The following is a 22,977-nucleotide window of genomic DNA, read 5'->3' on the forward strand; positions in this document are numbered from 1 at the left end:
ATGACCTGTCTCCTGTAGAGTTCGAGAAGCAATATTTCCTGAGACTCAGGTCTGTCTAGGAAACCCGGGGCGATTCACTCAAACGTAAACCCACCAACTTCCTTTACGCTATTCTTGGTTTTTCTCCAAACCTCTGGGTCACGGATTGAGTCCAGAAAGTCGTGGCCCTCCCAGGACAGAGATCTGAAAAAAATCCCACTCATTGGCCTGTTGCCGGCACCTACGATCAAGCCAGCCTCGTCAATGAGATTCAGGTGATATTCGATCTGATCAATCGTAAAACCTTCAACTCGCAAATCATCTCCAGGATCGTTCTCATCCAACGTAATGTGGACAACGCCGCCTTGTCGAATGGGGAGCGCTTCAAGCTTCAACAGTAGTTCCCGGATCAAATCCATGTCGCGTTTCATTCTTTTGCCTTTGTTTGAACTCGTACAACTCTGCTAAATAAGCCCATCCCCTCGAAAAGGTAAAACGTGCGAATTCTGCTCATTCCAGCTGAGTCGAGCGACAGCCGGGTGGCCAGAAATCGCTCATAAGCATCGCGCACGCATCCGGCAATGGCTCTGCAAGGGATTCAGCTATGCAGCGCGAGCAGCCCGCCGTTGCCGCATTCCATTTTTAGTCAGGCCTTTGGGCTTGTAAGTTGAAAGCACCATAGGCACCAACAGAACAAGCAACCCCGCTGAAGCGTGCGCCATCAATTGCAGACCGGCAGCGTACAGCGATGCGTCATGCAAAGTTGCACCGGTGGCCAGATGTGCCGCGAATGCCACCAGCGGCATTTTGATCAACAAGATGATGGTCGCGAACACGGTGATCAGTAGTTTGACGACCACCCAGTAGTGTCGAAATAAACCCCAGGGGGTTCCAAGGGATTGAACCACTCCGGTCAGTACCGAGAGCAATGCCAAGGGCACGATCACCAACTGAGTGATCAGTTGCATGGCCGGGTAAACAGACCGCACGACATTGATGTTCTCGGTAGCGATACCAGCGATCGAAAAAACCAAAAAACTGGCGATTGACCCAAGCAATCCCACGGATGCCACTACATGCGCCGTGAGTACGAATTTGCGCGTGTAGGGAGTCATGAGCATGTTCATACGCCCGACGGTAGTCAACCGTGCATGGCCGCTCCGCCGCCGAAGAAAAGATGAAGGACGACAAGAACGATGAGAGCGAGGGCAGCGTAGCCAAACACTTTCACCCAGTGGGGCACGCCGACCTCCTGTTCTGATTCAGCGTTGATTTCGGATTTCGGGTCAGTCATATCAATGCTCTTCGGTCACGATTACACAACAATAGGCACACGCACAGGTAGCTGGTGACGTACCCAGTTGGTGGCCTGCAGCGCTTGAAGGCCTTGGGTGTGCACCCTGGCATCACAATCGGTAGCACGCAAGGTCACCACAATGTAGGCTCGCAGCGCTTCCTGCAGAGGTGGTTCAAAGGCGCGAAGCATCAACTTCGCATTTAACGCCCAGTTGTCTCCAGACACCCCTTGCGGAAATTTACGCCGGTGTACTTTGACCGGTGCCCATTTGCCGCCATATTCCACTTGTTCGGCTTCGTATCCTGTCGTTCCTTCTTCGCCCAACAAGGGCACCTTGCCTTTGAAGCCGTCTTTATCTTCCACACCAAAGCCCAACTCCAGGTTGGCTCGGACGTATTCCGCGCCGTAGTTGGCGTTCAGTGGTGGCGCATAGGCCGCGGTGATGATGACTTCAGCGCGTAGTTTCCCATCGTGTCGGAGAACGGCGGGTATGGGATAGTTCGATTTTCTCCAGCGCCAAGCGCCAGGAATAAGGCTGGCCTCGAATACCAGGGTAAAGCTGTCGTCGCGGTCAAACAGCACACTCAGCGCATCTTGCGGCAGACCTGCACCGAAGTATCTTCTCTCCCATCCCGTGTAGGCAGGGCCTGACAGTTGGCTAGCGTGGATCATCAGCGCTTTCACCAGCGCGGGATTAGCCTGCAAAGTTGCGTGCCCAAGCAAGGACTGCCAGACATGGGCTGTCATGGCCGACGCCAAGGGAGCCGCAAAACTGGTGCCGAAACTTGCGTAAGTAGCCCCATTGGGTGCCAGCACGTTGGTAGACGCGGCACCACCTCTCCACGGCGCATGCACATTGCCACCGTGGTGAACGATGTCTGGTTTAGGTGTGAAAACAGGTCCAGGCCCGCGACGCGAATATGGAGCCGGCTCCCCAGCTCTACTCAACGTATCAGGCGAATCCGCGTGGCTGATGGAGCCCACTGTCAACGCTCGCACCGCATCGCCTGGCGTCGACAGGCGATCTAGTGTCATGGCTGCATCCGGTGGCCACGTGCGCCGTGGTGCATCCAGATAATTGCCTGCCGCCACGACAAAAAGTACTCCATGTTGGTCAGACAAGTTGTCTAGGACATGTGCCAGCTCACCAAACTGATCGGGATCGCACGGTGCGTTGACCCCTAGTGAGAGGTTCCAGACCTTGACGTCGGGACGCTTATTCACCGCGCCGCGCAAGCGCTCCACTATGTCCGAAAGCCGGCTGCCACCCGACTCCAGGGCCGTGACGTCATGGACCAGGCATGGAGGGCAGGCAAAAGTCGGATTCAGCGCGGCTCCCCCGGCTACAAGGGATGCCACAGCGTTACCGTGCACATGGTCGGTGTCCGGAGGTAAAACGTAGATGTCCCGACTGGCAATCCAGGGTGTCAACGCTGCGTTGCCAGCACCCGTACCAGAATCGAAAACGGCAACGGTGGGCAGATCGCCTTGGGGAATGCCAAGCGCGGGCGCAGCCGGCAGGGCGAATCCCGGCGCTCCTGTCGCAACCGGCTGCACCATAGGCTCGGCATTGACCGAGCGTATACCGGGGTGATCCAGGATCATCTCCAGCACAGGATCGAGGACCGCGTCCAAGTCTTCGAGTTTCAACAGAACGTCCGGGCCAGTGCCGTTCAAAACACTGAACCTCACATCTAAAAGTTGAAGTAGTGCCAGTAGATCGGTGTGTGCTGCAACGGTGGCTTGGTCATTCCAGAAACGAACAAGTCTCACCAATGCTTGGCCGCTCTGCCTTAACGCCAAAGACCCCTCAGGGTTTCGCCGTTGCCGTGACCAGGGTTCTATCCGAAGGATGGTACTGATATTCGCTTTGAGAACTTTTGTGTTGCCTTGGCGGATCAACTGTTCAAGCTGCTGAAAACCCGCAGCTGAACATCCCACCAACATTTCGTCCAGATGCGCGTGACCAGCTGACCCAAGGCCCGCCCGCTCCACGAGGTGCACAGGACGATGTGATTTGGCAATACCTTTTTCCCGCAACCTGAAGACCAGGGTGCTGTGCAAATTGGGATAGCGCTGCAGATTGCCTGCTAGTTCCGCGCGAGCACCTTGCAGCGTTTGAACCAACTCCTGGCGCAGGGCTGGAGTGACTGGCACAAGCTCGGTGGCGCCGCCACCGTTCGCTTCGTAATTCTGTAGGTCCGCCGCAGCGTGCGGAATCAGTACAAATGGATTCGCTTCATTCGGCCTGGGTATTGCGGCCGCGGCCTCACCTGCGGCGGGCCCCTTTTTTGTTGCCATTGTTCTCTCCCTTTTCCGCTTGGATGATACTGGTGATCTTGCGGGTGGAGAGGCTATACATTGCGCCCAGTGCCCGCAGCGAGAACCGGTCCGGAGCCCATTGGCGCAGCCACACGATCTCTTGCTCAGTGGTGCTCAAGCGCTCACCCAAGGCCAATGCCTGGGCTAGGCCCAAGCGCCGATACAGGTCACTTTCTTCGATGAAGGGTTGGCCAGCCAGAATCGCTGTACGTTTGGCGTCCATGCAGACATGTTCAATGACCGCGCCGGTCGTTCCCTCAGACAGGTTGCTGAGCTCATTCCAATCCATGCCGTCTGGAGCGTACGAATCCAACCACCGTTGCCAAAGGGTCATGCGCAATGCTGCGTCCGGCAAAGGCATTGGCAGGTGAAAGGCGAATCTTCTACCGATGGCCGCGTCCAGGAGCTGCTCATGGTTGGTGGCGGCTACAAGAATGGTGCTGTCGGGCAAGGCATCAATGTTCTGCAAAAGAGCAATGACCACGCGCTGGAGTTCTCCCACATCACGCTCGTTGCCGCGTGCACCAGCTAGGGCGTCAAACTCATCCAAGAAAAGGATGGAGGGATTTTGCTCGGCATAGTCAAAAACCCGACGCAGATTGCGGCTGGTTTGCCCCAGCAAGCTACTCACCAAGGTGTCACACCGCACCGTCAGCAATGGCAACTCCAACTGAGCCGCCAGCCAACGGGCTGTTTGTGTTTTGCCGGTACCAGGGGGGCCGTAGATCAAAAGCCGACTGGGTACAGCGGCACCAGCTCTGGCCAACGCGTCGTAGTGGCGCACGCATTGAAGGAACTCGTTTAGACGTCCCTGTATGGCGCTGGGCATCACCAGGTCAATGTCTAGGCTGCGCGGGCGACTAACATCGACGGTATTCAAGCGGCTTTCATTGTCGGTAGGTAGTTGTCCCAGACTGACGCCATGGCCTGCATCCTGGGCCGAGACCAGCGCCACTGGGGCACGTGCCAGACGCTCCCGCAATTGGCGGGCTTGTTGGCGCTCGCCGTCCTGCTCAAGCTTGTCTGCCAGCAAGCCTGCGTAATTGCTGGCCATGCTGGCGTTTGCTTTGAGCGCGCCGTCGAGAATCTTGAGAACTTCGGAGAGATGCTGCACTGTTTGAAACGGAAATTTGTATTTCTGTTTCAGTTTATCGTATATCTGTTGCGTGATATAGCGTTTTTGTTTCGCATTTTTCGCATATTGTTTCAGTGTGTGTTTATTGGAGTCAGCGTAGAAGTCGTGAGAATTTCTCCCTCAAAAGCAGTAGCGCGGCAGCTAAGCCGAGCTACTTGCGTCGTCTGGCTCTGCAGAGGGAGTCGTTGCGCCCAAGCGCTGCAGCATGCTCGCCATCATCCCCTCTTGAGCTACTACTGCAGCCTTTGCCACGGCCAAATCCACCTCCAGACCTTGATTCGCAGCTTTTAGCGCCGCAAGCTTGCTCTGCATCTCGCCGGCGTTGGTCGTCAGGGTTTGATTGGTCGCCACCTCAGCAACCAACTTTTCCCCCAATTCCTCGGTTCGTCGTTGTTCGAACGCCAGCGCATCCTTTAGCGGTCGCAGTCTTCTGAGCTCTTCCTGGACCTGGTGCAGTTCCGCTTGTACCCGAGAAAGATCTCCAGTCAGTCGAACGCCTTCCTGCTGGACCCGCATGAGGTCCTGCTGCTTGCCGGCCAAGGTGTCGGTGACCCTGCGCAGCTCGGACTGCAAGTACTGGACTTGCTGATCAAGTTGGCGCTGCTCCTGCTCCCGCTGCTCTTTGGCAGAGGTGCGAAAGTGCTCCAAGGCTTCACGGGCATGTTGGTGCTTTTCTTCCAGGGATTGGCGGTGTCGCTCTTCCGCCTCCAGCCGCTCCTGCAAGCCAAGGACCCTTTGGTTAAGCTCCGTGACCTCCAGTGTCTTGCTCGACAGTGCATTCTGGGTCTTGGTGTGATCGGCCTTTTCGGCAGCGAGGCCGCGCTGTGCCTGTTCCAATTGGCCGCGTACCGTCTGCCTTTAGCGCAGTATTTTCTTTCTGAACCCAAGCAAGGCTGGCTGCGCTGACAGCCAGGGCCTCGGTCGAACGGGCATCCGCCTCTTCATTCAGACGGGCTGCCAAGCGGCCTACCAGGTCTTGGATGGCCTCGCTGACGGCCACTTTGGTGCCTGTTGTGCCGCCTTCTTCCTCTTCAATTTCTTTCAAATATCGATGGGATGGTGGTCTTGGATCCAGTACCCAATTCCGCACGTATGGCGTCGATGTACGGGTTGATCCCAGTGGCCAGCAGCTTGCTGCGTGCCCGTACAACCTCAGATTTGTAAATTCCTGACCTGGCCATGACCCACCTTTATTTAATACTAATTACATACCACGACAATACGTACCAATTTAAGAGAAATCAAGATCGAAAATTTGGATAAATTGAGATTTGATAATGGTGGATTATTGAATGTAAAGGCCGGGAAACGTAAATACGCATTCCACAGACCGTTTTACCCAATACCCATGAGACTCAATATCACCTAAGAAGCTTGGGTGATTCATGTTGCAAAGAGCCAGCGAAGCGAACCGATTGCTCGAAAAGATCCTTAAATGGTCCGTTTTTCCCTCTCTATGCATGTTGGATCGCAGTCAAAATCAACGCCAAACCGGGCGAATTTGGCATTCGCAGTTGCAAGTCCGCGCAAGGGAGGCCCATCAGGGGCCGTTAAAAAAGATGTACGTTTCGAATTCAAAGGCACGGCCATGCCGGAGCTTGGACTATTTGCTGGGCGAGCACAAACCTATGCGCATCCGCACCAGCCAGTTCCTTCTGGCCACGGTGCTGATGCTGGCATGCATCGGCGTGGTCTACTTTTTGCGCGCTGTAGGCATCGACGGCATGCACGATATTGACACTTGGGCCACGCTTTCCATTGCAGGGCTGGTCGTCATCTACGTACTGATTCGCAGTGGTTTATCTTCGCACATGGCAGACCCTTCTCTTGCATTTGTGCAAATGCTTTACGCCATCGCCTGTAACGCTGCAGCGTTCATCATCACAGGCCATGGCCGTGGTGTGACCCTACCAATTTTGTCTGTCATTTTGATGTTTGGCATGTTCGGCCTATCCATGCGTCAGGTCATGTTGGTTGCGGTATATGGTTTGACGTTGTTTGGATTCGGTGCTTGGTATTCGCTGCAACACTCAAACACCGATGAGACTGCAGGGCTCTTTATCGCCTATGTTTTCATGCTGTTTGTAGTGCTGTCGGCTACTACCTTCTTGACTTGGCGCTTGCAGCAAATGAGCGCCCACATGCGAAGTCAGAAGAATCAATTGGCCTCCGCCTTTGAGCAAATAAAGAAAATTGCCACCCGCGACGAGCTTACCGGGGTGGCCAATCGCCGCTTTATGCTGGAGAAAATTCATGACGAGGCACAACGCGCGCAGCGCACATCGTCTCCACTTCTTTTGGCCATGCTTGACATCGATCATTTCAAGCGGGTTAATGACCAGTATGGGCATCAACAAGGCGACCGTGCCCTACAAATGTTTGCGTCCGTGGTGCAAGGCAATATTCGAACCAATGACACACTCGCTCGCTGGGGTGGAGAGGAGTTTGTAATTTTGCTCACAGACACGGACTTTTCAGTTGGCGAGGTCTGCCTGGAAAGAGTTCTTAGCAAAGTAGCGGAGATGAAAATTACCGTTGGCAACGATTGCTTACGGCTGACCGTCTCTATCGGTGTAACACCATATTGTAGTGGAGAGACTGTTGAAAAGATACTGGCGCGTGCAGACACCGCGTTGTATGCGGCTAAAGCCCAAGGCCGCAATCAAATAGTGTGGGCTCGAGCTGGCACAGAATGAATGATCGGTGCCAGAAAAAATCTGAAATAGATAGGCGTCGTTTACGGACTTTTCATTCTCGCTAGCGAAGTGGCGATTTGGGGGCCAGTGGTGCAGCGCGTTGATCGTTGCGGTTGACAAAATGGGGCAAACCATGAATATTTCTCAATATGTGTTCACTGTCGGCTCTCTTCCGCAATTTGAGAATCCACCCCCATGCCTTGCCAGCCAGCTCGTCATGGTTTTTGGCACTACCACATTGCTAGACGATAGCGCCAATTTCTTTGCGATTCGTAAGGCGTTCCCAGACGCAATGATAGTTGGCTGCTCCACTGCTGGCGAGATTGAAGGCACAAATGTGCGGGATGACACTCTGGTCGTAACAGTGGTGAACTTCGAGCACACAGAGCTACAGCTCGCCAAGGCAACTATTCAGGCATCGTCTCAAAGTTACCCGACGGGCCAGCGGTTGGCAAAGTCCTTGCCGCCGTTGGACTTGGCTCACGTATTGGTGTTCTCGGACGGACTAAGAGTCAACGGAACTGCGCTGGTACGTGGCATGAAAGACTGTCTTCCACCAGCGGTTGAAGTATCAGGCGGATTGGCGGCCGACGGAGCAAATTTTCAAAAAACACTGGTGTGCGCCAATGACGTTCCGACCGATGGCCAAGTTGTGGCGGTGGGTCTATATGGTCAAAGCATCAAAATAGGCTATGGGTCTTTGGGTGGTTGGGACCCATTTGGCCCCGAACGCCAGATTACACGTTCGGAAGGCAACGTCTTGTTCGACTTAGACCGTCAACCGGCATTGGCGCTCTATAAGCGCTACTTGGGTGATCAAGCGGCTGGGCTACCGGCAACTGGGCTACTGTTTCCCTTGGCTCTACGCTATCCGGAAAGCAGTGGAGCTGCGCCTCAATCCAATGGCGGCGTGGTGCGTACCATCCTCGGCATTGACGAGACAAACAATAGCATGACATTCGCAGGCGACATGCCAGAAGGCGGGCATGTGCGTCTGATGAAGGCCAACTTCGACCGCTTGATCGACGGTGCGTCACAAGCTGCAAGACTAAGTACGCAATCCTTGCAAAACAAGTCTGCCCAACTGGCCTTACTCGTGAGCTGCGTGGGGCGTAAGTTGGTTCTTAAGCAGAGAATTGACGAAGAAATTGAAGGGGTACGGGAAGTCTTGGGTGACGACACCATACTGGCAGGGTTTTATTCCTACGGTGAAATTTCTCCGCACATGGCAGGAGATAGCTGCGAACTTCACAATCAAACGATGACCATCACAACCTTTCTTGAAGACTGATTGATGCATCGCCTGCTCCTTCGTCAAATTAAACGTTGTTTCGGGAAGGCTGAGGATCTCCCTGCGGAGATGGCCCCCCTATTGGCTGAAATCGACAAGTTTTACTACGAAGCGGACAATGACCGCGCCATGATAGAGCGGTCTCTGGAGATTGCGTCACAGGAAATGTTGGAGCAGAACCGGGCCCTATTCGGCGAACTTGAGGCGCGGCGGGCGGCCGAATCGCAACTGACAAGATTGATCAATTTCGACGATTTGACAGGACTTGCAAAGCGAGGACTTTTAGTAGATCGCCTCACGCAGGCAATTGCCAGTACACAGCGACAAATGCAACCTGTTGTGGTTCTTGTGTTGGGGCTCGATCATTTCAAAGCAATTGACGATAGTCTGGGCAATAGCGCCAGCAATGAATTATTGAGAATCATTAGTGGCCGATTGAGTGTCTGCGTACGGGAAAGCGATACCGTAGCGAGATTGGGTGACGATGTGTTTGCAATTGCATTGACAATGTCACCGGATGTGGGGAGCAACCTACATCGGATGTCCGGAATATTGGCCAAGGATATTGATGGACAGCTTATCGAACTATTGGAGCGAGTTCTAAAGTCCGTTTCGACTCCAATCGTATTGGCAGACCAGGAATTGCAAGTAACCTGCAGTATCGGCGTAAGCCTGTATCCACAAGATGGCGGGGACAGCGAGGCACTGTTGAGAGCGGCTAGTGCTGCGATGGGCAACGCAAAACAAACTGGACGCAATAAGTTTCAATTTTTCCAGCCGGAGCAACGCGCCCAAATCGAATCCAGACTCGCTATGCAGAGCCAACTTCGGTTGGCAATAGAACGCCAAGAGTTTGTTTTGCATTATCAGCCACAAGTTGATTTATGCAGCGGTTGTGTGGTTGGCGTGGAAGCCTTGATCCGATGGAATCACCCGGAGCGGGGTTTGGTGGCACCGGCGAACTTCATTGGGGTGGCCGAAGAAACCGGATTAATCGTACCCATCGGCGCCTGGGTTATCCGGACCGCCTGTGAGCAGTGCATGGCTTGGCAGCGGGAGGGGCTCGGAAAAATCCGTATGGCAGTAAATCTGTCGGTCCGACAGTTTGCGCAACCCGATTTGGTCGAATATATTGCTTCCGTCCTCGCCGAAACCAACCTGGAGCCAGAGTACCTTGAAATTGAACTGACCGAGAGTCTGGTCATGGATGACGTCGAGCAATCTGTCGGCATTCTGCATCGTCTGAAGTCTCTTGGCTTGCAAATGTCGATTGACGACTTTGGAACGGGTTACTCAAGCCTAGCCTACCTGACGCGCTTTCCCATCGACTTGCTGAAAGTCGACCAGTCATTTGTGCGCGACAGCGCCACCGCTGATGGTGTCACCATCATCAAGGCAATCATCTCAATGGCGCACAGTTTGGGTATCCGAGTGATAGCGGAAGGCGTTGAAACTGCGGCACAGTGCGATCTGCTGCGAAATAACATGTGCGACGAAATCCAGGGGTATTTGTTTAGTAAACCCATGGGTGGAGGGGATGTCCGCGACCTTCTTGTGCAGAACAAGCGATTACCTGACGAGCTACTGCGCTTCGCGAAACCGAAACGAACCCTACTTTTGGTGGACGACGAACCCAATATTACCCACGCGTTACAGCGCCTCTTCAGACAGGCAGACTTGCGGATATTGACAGCCGATAGTGGGCAAGCTGGACTGGATGTGCTAGCCCAGCACGCTGTCGACGTCATCATTTCCGACCATCGGATGCCTGGAATGACCGGCGTTGAGTTTTTAAAGACTGTAAAAAACCTGTATCCCACTACGGTCCGTATAGTCTTGTCGGGATTTACTGAATTGCAGACAGTGACCGAGGCCGTGAATGAAGGTTCGGTCTACAAGTTCTTAACCAAGCCATGGAATGACGGTGAACTGCGGAATTCCATTGAAGAAGCCTTTAGAAGCAAAGAATTAGCAGACGAAAATAGGCGATTGAACCTTGAGGTATCGACTTCGAATCAGAAACTGGCAACCGTTAATCGACAATTGACCGAGCTGTTGAGATTAAAAGAGAAGCATAAGTCCGACGAAATGGCAAATCATCCTCATGAAAACAAGAGTCAGGTCATCAGTGTTTGATGAGCTGCGTGTTGGCGCCGTTTGAATCTTGACAGGTCGGGGGTGCGGACAATAACTTGGACTATTTATTGGATTGGCACCGACATGTACGTGGGCATAGCGGTCTTACCAAGAAGTCTCAATGCCTAAGTAGCGGCGATTGAAGAAAATACACTCGTTGCGATTCAACATCCAATATCATTGGTCCAATGCAGGAAAGACAATGATGGAAACTGACGTTTCGATGAGCACCATTTTGGCGCAAAAGCTTGTCTTGGCCGTTGAAGCAATGCCCGCCTTTCCCGAGAGCGTGCGTAAAATTTTGGTCTTGACTCAGGACATCAATTGCACGCCGAAGGATCTTGTTCAGGTAATTGGTAAGGATCCGGTGGTGACGGTGCGGATACTTCGCATAGTCAATTCGTCGTACTACAGTCTTCCGAAGAAAATTTCCTCCCTAGACCATGCCGTGGTCTATTTGGGCTTTAATACCATCAAGAACTTGGCCGTGGCTATTGCGGCAATCGGCGCGCTGCCCCAGAAGAACGCTGCGGGATTTGAGGTGCAGCCGTACTTGCAACATTGCCTGTCGACTGCAGCAATTGCAAAGTACTTGGCATCCAGAGTACCGGGCGCAGACCCGGTCGATTGCTTCATAACCGGGTTGCTGCACGACTTTGGAAAAATCGTATTGGCACAATTCAAACCTGTTGAATTTCGCCTCGCCCTTCGAAATAGCCTAGAGAACGGTGAATCACTCCATCTGACCCTACGCAAGGTCATCGGCGTGGACCACGCCACTGTCGGGGCGATGCTGGTTGAGAAATGGCAGTTTCCCGACCAGTTGATTGAAGCCATCCGGTACCAGTACGGCCCCGAACTCAGAAATACTAGCCTCAGTGCCTGTGTGTTTGCGGCCAACCAGCTCAGCAAAAAAATGGAGCTTGGTTTTGCGGGAAACACCTATGTTGAGGAATTCCCAGTCTTTGTGCAGCAACGGCTGGGGAGCACTTTGGAAGATCTTCTACCTGCGCTCAGAGACATGAAATCTATGTTTGAGGACACACATATTGTCTCCTTGCTTTGAATTACCTGGGACCATCGACAAAGGTTAGTCTTGCGGAAAGCCTTCACCTTGATGAACCGCGACGAATGATGAGCGCAATTTTCAAACGCACCGTGTACCAATATGAGCTCTGAAAAAGAAAGTCTTCTGAATCAGCCCCTGCTACATATGGCCGGACGTATCGCGCAGTTTGGTGGTTGGACTGTTGACTTACCGACTCACCAAGTTAGCTGGTCGGATGAGATTCGTGCAATCCATGACGTGTCGCCGGATGCTGCACTTGAACTTGAGCAGGTTTTCAATTTTTACGCCCCGCAATCGCAAGTCGCAATTCGCAAAGCCTTTGAAAAATGTTTTCAGTACGGCACGCCGTTTGATCTCGAGTTGGAGATACTTACCGCTGAAGGTCGACATAAATGGGTTCGTTGCATAGGCGAGGCCCAGCGGAATTCCGCTGGCACCGTTGTCGGAGTCCAAGGGGCATCTCACGACATTACCAAGCGCAAGCAAACCGAGGAGAAACTGGTCTACGAACGAGACTTGCTTCGGGCGCTACTTGACAGCTCTCCAGACCATATCTATTTCAAGGACATCAAGTCCCGCTTCATCAAATGCAGTACCGCGCAAGCCCGTCAGTTTGGCATGGCGTCTTCGGATGAATTGGTGGGGAAGACGGATTTCGATATCTTCTCTGAAGAACATGCACGTCCTGCTTTCGAAGACGAGCAGGAAATCATTCGCACCGGACAGCCCATTGTCAACAAAGTGGAACGAGAAACTTGGCAAGATGGTCGGCCGGATTCTTGGGCACTGACGACGAAAATGCCACTGCGCAGTAACGATGGCACCATTATTGGCACGTTTGGTATCACTAAGGATATTTCTCTCATTAAGCAGACTGAAACTGAATTAGCCTATCAGCGCGATCTGTTGGCCACGCTGATGGACAATCTGCCCGATTCTCTTTTCTTCAAGGACTTGCAATCGCGTCTGGTACAGCTCAGCCGGTCTGAGGCAGAGAGTCTTTTTCAAGTTTCGCTTAGCCGACACAACGAGACCTTCCCCGGCACCACACCGCCACCGCATCTGCAGAGTGTGGAAGTTTTCAGGGAATACGCAATCGGTAAATCTGATGCTGATTTCTATGGCGAAGAAAAGGCGGCTGAGTTCGCGAAGAGCGAACAAGAGGTGTTGCGCACCGGACATCCAATGATTGAAAAAAGCGAAATCGTCGGAATACATCCAGATGGGTATGCCGACTGGCACCTATCGACCAAATGCCCCTGGTATGACAAGGAGGGGCGCATCATTGGCACATTTGGTACATCCAAAAATATCTCTAAATTGAAGCAGGCGGAGAAGACGATTGAAGAGGTGCACAAGAAACTGGTCGACGCCTCCCGCTTAGCAGGTATGGCGGAAATCGCTACCAATGTTCTGCACAACGTAGGTAATATTCTCAACAGCGTTAATGTGTCTGTGGGGGTACTTGACGGGTTGCTTCGGAACTCCAAGCTCAAGGGGCTGACGCGTGCAGTGAGCCTGATGGACGAGCATGTCAGCGATTTAGGCACGTTTCTTGTGCATGATGCGCGGGGAAAATTGCTGCCCGTATATTTGCGTGAGCTGGCACAAACGTTGGTGGTAGAGCAAGCGGCCATGGCAGAGGAGCTGGGCCTGCTCGGCAAAAGCGTGGACCACATCAAGGAGGTCGTAGCCACTCAGCAATCGCATGCTGGTTCACCGAGCGTCGTCGAACCGGTGCGCTGGAGCGAACTCGTGGACGATGCTCTGCGTATGAACGTCGGCGCGCTGGAGCGCCACAAGGTGCAGATTGTCAAAGACTTTGAAAATCTACCCATGCTGCTACTGGACCGCCATCGGCTGTTGCAGATTCTGGTCAATCTGATTGGAAATTCCAAACAAGCTCTTGGTGGCCAGGACTTGGCCCAGCCGATCATCACATTGGGGGCTCGTCTGGTGGACACAAAACAGGGGAAGTTTCTGCGCATTACCGTAGCCGACAACGGCGAAGGTATTGCTCCCGAGAATCTGACGCGCATCTTCGCCCATGGTTTTACGACCCGCAAAACCGGACACGGTTTTGGTCTGCATAGCTGTGTACTGGCTGCGCAAGAAATGGGGGGCAGCCTGACTGCTTACAGCTCCGGAGCTGGACAGGGAGCCATCTTCACCCTTGACATTCCCCTTGCCACTCCAGAAGGGGTCTCTCAATGAATCTCCCGCCCAACCGGCGCATCCTGCTGATTGACGACATGCCAGCCATTCACGAGGACTTCCGCAAGGTGCTGGCGCCATTGTTACCTGAATCGGTCCAACTCAACGCGGTTGAGCTGGCCTTGTTTGGTGACGAAGTCCACCATACTGCCGAGACTTTCGTGCTCGAATCAGCCTACCAAGGCCAAGAAGGTTTGGCCAAGGTACAGAATTCTTTACAAGAGCAACGCCCCTACGCGATGGCTTTTGTCGACATGCGCATGCCTCCAGGCTGGGATGGAGTGCAGACCATAGAGCATTTATGGAAGGTCGACCCGCGGTTGCAGATCGTGATTTGCACCGCCTATGCTGACACCTCGTGGACCGAGGTGCTGTCCCGATTGGATGTGCGCGACAGGCTGCTTATTCTGAAGAAACCCTTTGATGCCATCGAAGTCTCCCAACTCGCATCTTCATTGACCGCCAAGTGGCAGATGGCACAAGACGCCTCTGAATACCTTACGCGTTTGGAACAAGCAGTGCGCGAACGTACCGGTGAGCTAAGTGAGTCCAACAAAGCGTTGCAACTGGAGATTGGAGAGCGAAAACACCTCCAAGGCCAGCTGGTGCAGTCGGAAAAACTGGCTTCCATCGGTCAATTGGCGGCAGGTGTGGCACACGAGATTAACAACCCGATTGGCTACATCTTCTCTAACTTTGGAACGCTTGAAGGCTACCTGGCACAGCTGTTCCAGATGCTGGACGCGTATGAGGTTGCGCTGGGCAGCATGGCACAGCCCGAAGTGGCAGCCCGGCTGCGCAAACTGCGCGAAGAAATCGAGTTGGACTTTTTGAAAGAAGACATCCCCGTGCTGATGCGCGAATCGCAGCAAGGCCTAGTGCGGGTGCGAAAAATCGTGCAGGACTTGAAGGACTTCTCGCGCGTTGATTCGAAGCAGGAATGGGAATGGACCAATTTGCACGATGGCATCGATTCAACATTGAATATTGTGGCGAGCGAGGTCAAGTACAAGGCTGATGTGGTCAAGGAGTATGGCGAAATTCCTGACGTCGAATGCCTCGCATCGCAGATCAACCAAGTGGTAATGAATCTTGTGGTGAATGCCGCGCACGCAATCGGCGAAAAGCGTGGCCGCATCACAATACGCACAGGCACCGCAGGTGAGGAGGTATGGCTAGAGGTTGTTGACACCGGCGCAGGTATTCCGCTCGATACGCAGAAGCGCATCTTTGAGCCCTTCTTTACCACCAAGCCGGTTGGCAAGGGTACGGGGCTCGGGCTTTCCTTGGCATATGGCATCGTGCAAAAACATCACGGCCGCATTGATGTGGAGAGCACCTTGGGCCAAGGCTCCAGGTTTCGAGTGACGCTGCCCATACGCAGGACGCCAGCACGAGACGCTTCACCGCCAGTCGACGCCTAAATAGCGCGCCTGCGCGCTATTTAGGCGTGACCATCTATCAGAACCACCAATTCTTGGTACAACCCCTCTATTTCTTTGAGGTCTATGGCTAATTTTTCGTGAGGCACCATCTGGCGATTCCAGCCACGCTCAGACAAAGGAGGGACTGTCGCCAAAGGGTCAGATTCCAAATTAAGCCCAAGTGCCACTGCGTCTGCGAGATGTATGACCTCGGCGAAGGCGCTGTATTCATCGGCTTTGGAGTCTGAGTCGCGACTTCCTCCGAAACTATGATGGTCGCCGATCGCTACCGCTATGGCCTCGGGCAGATGCCAGTGTCGGCACAAGGCCGCCCCGATCGTCGCATGATTAAAACCAAATACCTGTTCTTCCGCATCGGTAGTCAATAGATTGCCGGACTCTCGCAATGATTGCACTTCCGCATATTGCGCAGGGTATGTGGCCATCAGCGCCAGCTTCCCAATATCATGCAAGATACCCGCTAGAAACAAAAGGTTCGGATTGAGCTTGTTGCTCCGTCCAATTGCCGAAGCGCATATGGCCACCGCAATACTGTGACGAAACAGCCTTTGTACCTCGACGCCACTCGCCAGCCCGGGGAATTTTTGTGCGGTCATCATGGCTGCAGTGACGACCAGCCTCAGGTTTGAAAAACCTAAAACAATCACGGCTTCATGGATGGTCTGTACCTGGTTGGGTAACCCAAAGAAAGGTGAATTCGCTATTCGCAAAACCCTGGCGACTAGCCCTTGATCCCGTGCAATGGCCTGAACGACATGATTGATATCTGCGTCGTCATCATTCAAATACCCCAAGACCACTCTCGTGGTACTTGGCAAATTCGGCAATTGCTGAACGGCTGCAATAGCCTGTTCCAAGCTTGGTCGCATCATTTTTCCTTCTGCTTTAGGAATTCCATTACTGCAGACAGAAGCGCTCTGCTAGCCGCACCATTTCCGGAAAGACGAAAGCGTCGCTGTACTTTTAAGCATTCATTGTCCAAGTCCGAACGTGCTGCAGGTGCAACATTTGGTTGCGTTGCCATAGTTTCTGTAACCACTGGTCTGGGCGGCGTGTCGCTCATGTTGAACCCCTCGAAAAAAAAGCAAACACCATTCCAGAATGGTGCCCACTGCTGGTCAAGTTGCGCCCGGCTAAGCTCCACCGCCGTCCTGCCGCATCAACATATTCTGAATAGCTCACCTCGGTGGACGGCCAGGATGGCAGCGTCTCAACGATCGCTGAAATGGTGTCTTCCTCCATTCCCAGTCCTACAAAAGCTTCATTTCTGAGGACAATCATCCCGCCCGGATCGAGACCCAACACCGGAATGGGCAAAAGATGAAGGGTTTGCTGCGCCCCAGAAAGGGCTGCTTGGCCTACCAGTGATCTGCGCGCCTGCTCATCCAGAAGCACAGCGAGCGCCTTGTTGCTGCGATTGAGGTCCTCGTTCATCAACCCAATCTCGCGTGTGAGCCGGACATTCTCATCACTAAGCTCTTTGTGCCTAAACGCTTCCAGGATATTTTCTTTCAGGCCTAGATCGTCCCAGGGCTTGCTCAAGAACTTATAGATGGCACCTTGGTTGATGGCATTAGTAATGGATTGCATGTCCGCATAACCCGAGAGGACCATGCGCACCGTGTCTGGATACAGTTCCTTCGCCAGGCGTAAAAATTCCTCGCCCGTCATATTGGGCATACGCTGGTCAGAGACGATGACGTCCACGTCGTTCTTCGCAAGCAGTTCCAATCCTTCAGCGCCAGAGCCGGCACTAAGGATGCGATAGCCCTCGCGCCTGAGTAGCCTCTTTAGCGCTGAGAGAATACTTTCCTCATCGTCCACCAACAGCAATGTCCTCGTTTTGGTCGGTCGACCAATTAACTCTTGGGGCAGACGCCAACCGGATGCAAGTAATGCCGCAGCATCGGTCGCAGGCATGGGCTTGCCAATGAAATAGCCCTGAACCGTATCGCAGTGCTCAGCAACCAGCTTTGATAGCTGCGCCTCTGTCTCCACGCCCTCAGCAATGAGGGATAAATTGAGACTACGGGCCATTCCGATGATCGCGCGAGTAATAGACGCGTCGTTCGGGTTTGTGGTGATGTCCTGAACAAAGGTTCTGTCAATCTTCACCGCGTCAATGGGCAGCCGCTTTAAGTACGCCAGGCTTGAGTACCCGGTCCCAAAGTCGTCTATGGACAGCCTTACTCCCAGCGCTTTTAGGCGAAACAAGAGCGCCTCCGTATGTCGAACATCTTGCATCAACAAGCTCTCAGTCAGTTCGAGCTCCAGCCTCTCAGCAGGCACCCCTGACTCCGAAAGGATGGCTTTGACCGATTCCGGATACGTCACATCTACAAGTTGCCGAAGAGAGACGTTGACCGCCATGGTCAGTCTGTCATGCCCCAGAATATCCCATGCCGCAAGCTGCTGGCAGGCAGTTCTCAGCACCCATGCACCTACGCGGTCTATGAGCCCGGTCTCTTCGAGGATCGGGATGAACTCAGAAGGAGGCACGATCCCCTTGGTCGGATGCTGCCAGCGGACCAAGGCTTCAAAACCTGTGATCGCACCGCTACGACATGAGGCCTTAGGTTGGTAGTAAAGCAGGAACTGCCCTTGTTCCACTGCTAAAGCCAATTCAGTCTCTAAATGAAGACGGGCGCCTAAAACCGGGGTCATGCCGGGTTCATACAGGAGCCAACTCCCCCTTGAAACGACCTTGGCCCGAGAAAGAGCAGCTTTTGCGTGGTGTAACGCTTGTTCGATAGAGGTCGCCTGAAGTTTTTGTGAGACGCTCAATTGCGCCTTCAACGTGCAGGCAATGCCTATGGTTGCGCCTACAAAAACTTCCTTCCCCGCAACTAGGTAGGGGTGCATTAACTCTTCGATCAAGGCCGAGGCTATGTGGCTGACTCGTTCAAAATCTGCAACATTCTCAATCAACACCGCGAATTCGTCGCCACCATAGCGGGCCAGAAAGCTACTGTGCTCGGCGTGTGTAGCAATCCGTTTCGCAGCTTCAGCCAAAACAGTGTCACCGGCAGACAGCCCCATGGCTTCATTCAGGGAGGCCAGATGATCCAGATCGATGCAGAGGAGCGCCACGTCCATGTCTCGAGGCAAGGAATTCATTTTTTCCAAGAGCGCGCCCCGTCCTGGCAACCCCGTCGCGGAGTCAATGCCATGCTCATGAGATGCCCGATTGGCGCCCAGCAAACCCTCTGTCATTCAGTCATCCCCCTGGAATTCACACTTAATAGCCTGTTATATTTTTTGTGGTGGCTTAATGGGCAACACCATTTCGGTGTCGTCTCTGGATTCTCGTTGCCGCAGCAATCTGATCAACTTCTCCGTGAGTACATGCTCTGCGCTCAACAAAACAATCCCGTCGTGGGTCTTGAGGTCCCTTGCCATCACCATGCCCGGCACCAGTTCACTGGTTTTGAGCATGATTGCAGGTGCTTCCGCTGCGGGTGCGGCATTTAAGGTCACCTGCAGAAATACATCTACCACCTCGGGGTTAAATTGAGTGCCCCGTCCCCGTGCAATCATGGACCGGGCTTCGCTGGTAGACAACTTGGCCTGGCTCAGGTTTCCTGCCTGAAGATCCAAAAACGCTTCGACCACCATCAGAATGCTTGCAGCAATAGAAATGGCATCCCCCGCAAGGCCATCCGGAAACCCGAGGCCGTCATACCGTTCATGGTGCGAGCGGATCAATGCAGCCACACCATACATATCATCCTGCGACATCAAAGCCTGCTCGCCCCACACCGGATGTCGCCGATACAAGGTCAATTCGGTTTCGGACAATCGCCCGACAGGCTTCGACAACACTTCGTCAGACAGTCCAATTTGTCCAATGTCGTGCAGTAGCCCGGCAACAAAAAGCTCTTGCTGTGCGGCGTCGGGCAACCCCATGCTTGCGGCGGTGCGGCGCGCAAGGTCAGCCACCAAGCGTGAGTGCCCGCTGAGGTTTCCACCGCGCAATTCCATCAAGTTGGAAAATACCTTGATGGTGTTCAGGTAGTTCTTTTTGAGTTTTGCGTTCGCCGCCTGGAGTTCTTGCGTGCGCGCCTGCACCTTGGTCTCCAGACCAATGTTGAGAGTTTTCAACTCTTCATTCTGGAGAAGTACCTGCTCCTCCAGCTTTTTCTTCTCGCGCTCAAGTTCCTTGCGTTCCAAAGCCTGCTGAACGATTAATACCAAATCGTGATCATCCCAAGGCTTAGTGATGTAGCGGTAAATCTCCCCACGATTGATCGCTTCGATGATGGAGGAAACGTCAGCATAGCCTGTTAACAGAAGGCGCATGGTATCTGGCCAGCGCTGACGCACGTGTTCTAAAAACTTGGAGCCGTCCATTTCAGGCATCCGCATGTCGGATATCACCAGATCCACAGGCGTGCTCTCTAACACTGTTAGCCCCGCTTGGCCACTTTCCGCAACGATCACCTGGAATCCGTGGGGACGCAAAAGTCGCCTCAACGCCGAGAGGATATTAGCCTCGTCATCTACACACAAAACGGTGCGCAAATTTGGGCTGGCTTCGACTGGCTGCGAACTCATTTTTATTCCGCTTTATCTGTTTGCGTTAGTGGGAGTACCAACCGGAACGTCGTTCCTTTTCCAACCTCTGTTTGCACATCGATCTGCCCATGGTGTTTTTGAATAATTCCATAGGACAGTGACAACCCCAACCCCGTTCCCTTCCCAACCGGTTTGGTGGTGTAAAACGGATCAAAAATTCGTGGCACCACTTCTTTAGGAATACCGCTACCATTGTCGGCAACTTCAATCCATGCGGATTCAGCCTCAACACCCGTCCGAATCCATATTTTTCCGCGGTCCGGCCCAATCGCGTGCGCCGCATTCACCACCAAGTTCATCACAACCTGGTTGATCTCAGAGGGGATGCATTGCACTGGTGGTATTTCACCATACTCCTTGATGATGTCTGCCTTGTATTTGATCTCGTTATTAACCACATTCAGTGTAGAGTCAATGCCTTGATTTAGATTGGTAAAGCTCCACTCAGGTTTGGCATCCACGTGAGAGAAATCCTTCAAATCCTGAACAATTTTTCTTACCCTAACGATGCCTTCCTTTGACTCTCTCATGAGATCTGGAATGTCCTCTTTCAAAAAATCGACTTCTAGCGCCAACCGCTTTGCTTGCAACTCTTTCACCACATTCGGATCGCTGTAGCTCTGCTCGGCCTTCTCGTAGACGCTCAGCATTTCGAACAAGCTGCCTAGATAGGTTTCCAGCATCCCATAGTTGGAGAAAATGTAGCCAATAGGATTGTTGATTTCATGGGCGACCCCTGCGGCCAATTGGCCAATAGACGCCAACTTCTCCGATTGAACTAAATGCTCCTGTGCCGTAACCAACTTTGCATTCAAGAGATTGAGCTCTGAGTTGCGCTTGGTCAGTTCGTACTCCACTTGTTCTCTGCGCTCGACGTCTCTACGTAGCGTTGTGTTCACATCGGCTAACTGAGCGGTCCGCTGTTCAACGATCTGCTCGATTTCGAGCTGCGATTTCATTAGGGCGTTTTCTGCAATTTTTCTTTCCGTTATGTCTTGCAGAGTTTCTATGGCTCCAACGATCTTTCCGTCGGAATTCTTAAGCGGGGCAGCGGTAAAGAAAAGCCATCGCCCCGAGGCTCCGAGTCGCGGGAAAAAACCTTCGGCCTCGTACGCATCCGGAATGATGAGTGAGCTGCGATACGTGTTTTGGTACAGATCTGAAATGATCTCGACCATGGCGCCATCAATTATCAGATCTGCCATGACGGGTCGCTCAACGCCGTAGAAAACTTTTCCCAAATCTCGACTCCCAATGACATCAGAAGCGGGGACCCCGAGCAACTGGGCACATGCATTGTTGTAATGGGTGACCACATGATTCACATCAAGAACAAATGTGGCGATCGGACTGCCTTCGAAGAAGCTTGACGGATCTAGATTGTTGAGTCCAGTGTGCATGTGCTGCGTGGTCTGTATTAAGGTTGACAAGGAGTGCACAATTTTGTGCATGTGATCATCAATACATCTAAGTCGAAGTCTTACCGCGTATGAAGATTTCCTCTCATGTTCCTTTTTTTGATTGTAGAGTCGGTTTAGCGCCTAGGGCAACCTTGAACTCCCTGCTGAATTGCCTCCTCGTTGCCATTTGCAAAATCCTGTTTCATCGATCACTCAACAACGAGTCTCTGAAACCAGCAGTAGCCCATACCTCCGCGCCAATCTTCGGGGCCTACTTTGACACCGGTCGTAAAAAGTGCACAATTGTTGGCGACGCACACGAAAACTTCGATTGAAGTGTCCAAGCTTAGCGTCAAGGGGGACTCAAAATGACCTTGAGGACGGCTGCGGCGCCACATGGCAAGTTGATAAAAGTCTTTTTAGTTGTACTCTCAGCAACGTCATTGTTGGCCGCGAGTTACGCATGGATATCCCGCAACTCAGTGCCTCAGCCTGGGCCGCTTGAGCCCCTGGTCATCGCGACCAATGTCGTATATGCGGGTTCATGTTCGATATTTGTTGCGCAAGAAAATAGCTATTTCGCCCAAGAAGGCCTACAGGTCACAATCCAGCCTCACACCAACGGCAAAGCCGCTTTAGACGCGACTTTGCAAGGCAAGGCCGATTTGAGCACGTCAGCCGATATACCTATCATGTTCGCCGTTACGCGCGGGCAGCCAGTGAGCACGATTGCAACAATCTCCGCAACAAAAAATGACTATGAGATTGTGGGTAGAACAGATAGAGGGGTTACCACTCCTGCAAGTTTGCGAGGAAAACGCATTGGCGTCACTCTAGGAACATCCGGGCATTTCGTTCTCGACGCGTTTCTCAATCGGCAGAAGTTATCGTCCAGTGATATCACTGCGCTTGATCTCAAACCGGAAGATATGGCCTCCGCATTTGAAAGAGGAGACATTGACGCCGCCGCGACCTGGGAGCCTTATGTGGGAAAAATCAGAGAACAAGCTGGCGCTAACGGCACGGCCTTCTCTGCAGACGGCGTCTATGATGCAACGTACAGCATAAGTGGAACGCACGGGTATGTTGTCAGTCATGGGGACACTATCAAAAAAGTCCTCCGGGCATTGATTAGTGGTGGCAGGTTTTGCAAGGACACCCCGGATACGGCCCGTGCAATCACTGCCAAGTTCATGAAAATAGACGCGGAAAAACTGAAGGAGTTTTGGCCTTCATATCGATTTGACGTTACTCTTGATCAGAGCTTTGTACTCGCGTTGGAGGACGAGACGCGTTGGGCTATCAAAAACAAGTTGGCGGGTCGCGATGAGATGCCAAATTACCTAAACAACCTCGACATGACCGGGCTGTTGGCTGTGAGGCCTAGCGCAGTGACCGTGATTCACTAGGAATGCCGA

19 protein-coding genes are annotated in these 22,977 nt (G+C 53.0%); 7 read left to right on the plus strand and 12 right to left on the minus strand.

What is annotated here, in order from left to right:
* Nucleotides 1–74: 74 nt before the first annotated feature.
* The 8 genes from AC07OE_RS20090 to AC07OE_RS20125 form a co-directional block, all read right to left on the minus strand.
* Entirely contained in the window at nt 75–410 is a 336-nt protein-coding gene (locus tag AC07OE_RS20090; protein ID WP_495072331.1) for a DUF2513 domain-containing protein, read from the minus strand.
* A gap of 171 nt (nt 411–581) precedes the next feature.
* The gene (locus AC07OE_RS20095) at nt 582–1,106 is read right to left on the minus strand and encodes a hypothetical protein (protein ID WP_495072332.1); all 525 of its coding nucleotides are present in this window, start codon (nt 1,104–1,106) and stop codon (nt 582–584) included.
* A gap of 14 nt (nt 1,107–1,120) precedes the next feature.
* Nucleotides 1,121–1,273, minus strand: coding sequence for a hypothetical protein (locus AC07OE_RS20100; RefSeq protein WP_495072333.1), 153 nt, complete (start codon nt 1,271–1,273; stop codon nt 1,121–1,123).
* A gap of 21 nt (nt 1,274–1,294) precedes the next feature.
* Nucleotides 1,295–3,577 carry a S8 family anti-phage peptidase IteS gene (gene iteS, locus AC07OE_RS20105; protein WP_495072334.1) on the minus strand — a complete coding sequence of 761 codons (2,283 nt, stop codon included), beginning with the start codon at nt 3,575–3,577 and terminating at the stop codon, nt 1,295–1,297.
* Nucleotides 3,546–4,712 carry an anti-phage ATPase IteA gene (iteA, locus tag AC07OE_RS20110; RefSeq protein ID WP_495072335.1) on the minus strand — a complete coding sequence of 389 codons (1,167 nt, stop codon included), beginning with the start codon at nt 4,710–4,712 and terminating at the stop codon, nt 3,546–3,548. Before iteA ends, iteS begins: the two co-directional genes overlap by 32 nt.
* Nucleotides 4,713–4,874: 162 nt before the next feature.
* Nucleotides 4,875–5,570, minus strand: a complete 696-nt coding sequence (locus tag AC07OE_RS20115; RefSeq protein ID WP_495072360.1) for a hypothetical protein — start codon at nt 5,568–5,570, stop codon at nt 4,875–4,877.
* Nucleotides 5,473–5,823, minus strand: coding sequence for a DNA-binding protein (locus AC07OE_RS20120; RefSeq protein WP_495072336.1), 351 nt, complete (start codon nt 5,821–5,823; stop codon nt 5,473–5,475). The genes AC07OE_RS20115 and AC07OE_RS20120 overlap by 98 nt, the downstream gene beginning before the upstream one ends.
* On the minus strand, nt 5,765–5,914 hold the full coding sequence (locus AC07OE_RS20125) for a DNA-binding protein (protein WP_495072337.1): 150 nt from the start codon (nt 5,912–5,914) through the stop codon (nt 5,765–5,767). The genes AC07OE_RS20120 and AC07OE_RS20125 overlap by 59 nt, the downstream gene beginning before the upstream one ends.
* A 447-nt stretch (nt 5,915–6,361) precedes the next feature.
* Here AC07OE_RS20125 and AC07OE_RS20130 point away from each other — a divergent pair, with 447 nt between their 5' ends.
* The 6 genes from AC07OE_RS20130 (at nt 6,362) to AC07OE_RS20155 (ending at nt 15,563) form a co-directional block, all read left to right on the plus strand.
* The gene (locus tag AC07OE_RS20130; protein ID WP_495072338.1) at nt 6,362–7,429 is read left to right on the plus strand and encodes a GGDEF domain-containing protein; all 1,068 of its coding nucleotides are present in this window, start codon (nt 6,362–6,364) and stop codon (nt 7,427–7,429) included.
* Nucleotides 7,430–7,562: 133 nt separating this feature from the next.
* Nucleotides 7,563–8,720, plus strand: a complete 1,158-nt coding sequence (locus AC07OE_RS20135) for an FIST signal transduction protein (protein ID WP_495072339.1) — start codon at nt 7,563–7,565, stop codon at nt 8,718–8,720.
* A 3-nt stretch (nt 8,721–8,723) separates the two neighbouring features.
* On the plus strand, nt 8,724–10,856 hold the full coding sequence (locus tag AC07OE_RS20140) for an EAL domain-containing protein (RefSeq protein ID WP_495072340.1): 2,133 nt from the start codon (nt 8,724–8,726) through the stop codon (nt 10,854–10,856).
* Between the two features lie 205 nt (nt 10,857–11,061).
* Nucleotides 11,062–11,922: an HDOD domain-containing protein gene (locus AC07OE_RS20145; protein WP_495072341.1), complete on the plus strand. Its 861-nt coding sequence runs from the start codon at nt 11,062–11,064 to the stop codon at nt 11,920–11,922.
* A gap of 102 nt (nt 11,923–12,024) precedes the next feature.
* Nucleotides 12,025–14,139, plus strand: a complete 2,115-nt coding sequence (locus tag AC07OE_RS20150; RefSeq protein ID WP_495072342.1) for a PAS domain-containing protein — start codon at nt 12,025–12,027, stop codon at nt 14,137–14,139.
* Entirely contained in the window at nt 14,136–15,563 is a 1,428-nt protein-coding gene (locus AC07OE_RS20155; RefSeq protein ID WP_495072343.1) for an ATP-binding protein, read from the plus strand. The genes AC07OE_RS20150 and AC07OE_RS20155 overlap by 4 nt, the downstream gene beginning before the upstream one ends.
* A gap of 20 nt (nt 15,564–15,583) precedes the next feature.
* Here the strand turns inward: AC07OE_RS20155 and AC07OE_RS20160 are convergent, their stop codons facing one another.
* The 4 genes from AC07OE_RS20160 to AC07OE_RS20175 form a co-directional block, all read right to left on the minus strand.
* The gene (locus tag AC07OE_RS20160) at nt 15,584–16,453 is read right to left on the minus strand and encodes an HDOD domain-containing protein (protein ID WP_495072344.1); all 870 of its coding nucleotides are present in this window, start codon (nt 16,451–16,453) and stop codon (nt 15,584–15,586) included.
* A 190-nt stretch (nt 16,454–16,643) separates the two neighbouring features.
* Complete coding sequence (locus AC07OE_RS20165) at nt 16,644–18,797, minus strand: EAL domain-containing protein (protein ID WP_495072345.1); 2,154 nt, start codon at nt 18,795–18,797, stop codon at nt 16,644–16,646.
* Between the two features lie 36 nt (nt 18,798–18,833).
* The gene (gene nosR, locus AC07OE_RS20170; protein WP_495072346.1) at nt 18,834–20,138 is read right to left on the minus strand and encodes a response regulator c-di-GMP phosphodiesterase, NosR family; all 1,305 of its coding nucleotides are present in this window, start codon (nt 20,136–20,138) and stop codon (nt 18,834–18,836) included.
* Nucleotides 20,139–20,140: 2 nt separating this feature from the next.
* Nucleotides 20,141–21,559, minus strand: coding sequence for an ATP-binding protein (locus AC07OE_RS20175; RefSeq protein WP_495072347.1), 1,419 nt, complete (start codon nt 21,557–21,559; stop codon nt 20,141–20,143).
* A gap of 368 nt (nt 21,560–21,927) precedes the next feature.
* Between AC07OE_RS20175 and AC07OE_RS20180 the strand changes: the two genes are divergently transcribed.
* Complete coding sequence (locus tag AC07OE_RS20180; RefSeq protein WP_495072348.1) at nt 21,928–22,968, plus strand: ABC transporter substrate-binding protein; 1,041 nt, start codon at nt 21,928–21,930, stop codon at nt 22,966–22,968.
* Nucleotides 22,969–22,977: the final 9 nt, after the last annotated feature.

This window comes from Rhodoferax sp. GW821-FHT09E07 (genome assembly GCF_059416145.1).

Coding starts and splice junctions, on each gene's coding strand:
- AC07OE_RS20090 (WP_495072331.1), bottom strand. CDS start 410: ATGAAACGCGACATGGATTTGATCCGGGAACTACTGTTGAAGCTTGAA.
- AC07OE_RS20095 (WP_495072332.1), bottom strand. CDS start 1,106: ATGAACATGCTCATGACTCCCTACACGCGCAAATTCGTACTCACGGCG.
- AC07OE_RS20100 (WP_495072333.1), bottom strand. CDS start 1,273: ATGACTGACCCGAAATCCGAAATCAACGCTGAATCAGAACAGGAGGTC.
- iteS (WP_495072334.1), bottom strand. CDS start 3,577: ATGGCAACAAAAAAGGGGCCCGCCGCAGGTGAGGCCGCGGCCGCAATA.
- AC07OE_RS20125 (WP_495072337.1), bottom strand. CDS start 5,914: ATGGCCAGGTCAGGAATTTACAAATCTGAGGTTGTACGGGCACGCAGC.
- AC07OE_RS20130 (WP_495072338.1), top strand. CDS start 6,362: ATGCGCATCCGCACCAGCCAGTTCCTTCTGGCCACGGTGCTGATGCTG.
- AC07OE_RS20135 (WP_495072339.1), top strand. CDS start 7,563: ATGAATATTTCTCAATATGTGTTCACTGTCGGCTCTCTTCCGCAATTT.
- AC07OE_RS20140 (WP_495072340.1), top strand. CDS start 8,724: ATGCATCGCCTGCTCCTTCGTCAAATTAAACGTTGTTTCGGGAAGGCT.
- AC07OE_RS20145 (WP_495072341.1), top strand. CDS start 11,062: ATGGAAACTGACGTTTCGATGAGCACCATTTTGGCGCAAAAGCTTGTC.
- AC07OE_RS20150 (WP_495072342.1), top strand. CDS start 12,025: ATGAGCTCTGAAAAAGAAAGTCTTCTGAATCAGCCCCTGCTACATATG.
- AC07OE_RS20155 (WP_495072343.1), top strand. CDS start 14,136: ATGAATCTCCCGCCCAACCGGCGCATCCTGCTGATTGACGACATGCCA.
- AC07OE_RS20160 (WP_495072344.1), bottom strand. CDS start 16,453: ATGCGACCAAGCTTGGAACAGGCTATTGCAGCCGTTCAGCAATTGCCG.
- AC07OE_RS20165 (WP_495072345.1), bottom strand. CDS start 18,797: ATGACAGAGGGTTTGCTGGGCGCCAATCGGGCATCTCATGAGCATGGC.
- nosR (WP_495072346.1), bottom strand. CDS start 20,138: ATGAGTTCGCAGCCAGTCGAAGCCAGCCCAAATTTGCGCACCGTTTTG.
- AC07OE_RS20175 (WP_495072347.1), bottom strand. CDS start 21,559: ATGCACACTGGACTCAACAATCTAGATCCGTCAAGCTTCTTCGAAGGC.
- AC07OE_RS20180 (WP_495072348.1), top strand. CDS start 21,928: ATGACCTTGAGGACGGCTGCGGCGCCACATGGCAAGTTGATAAAAGTC.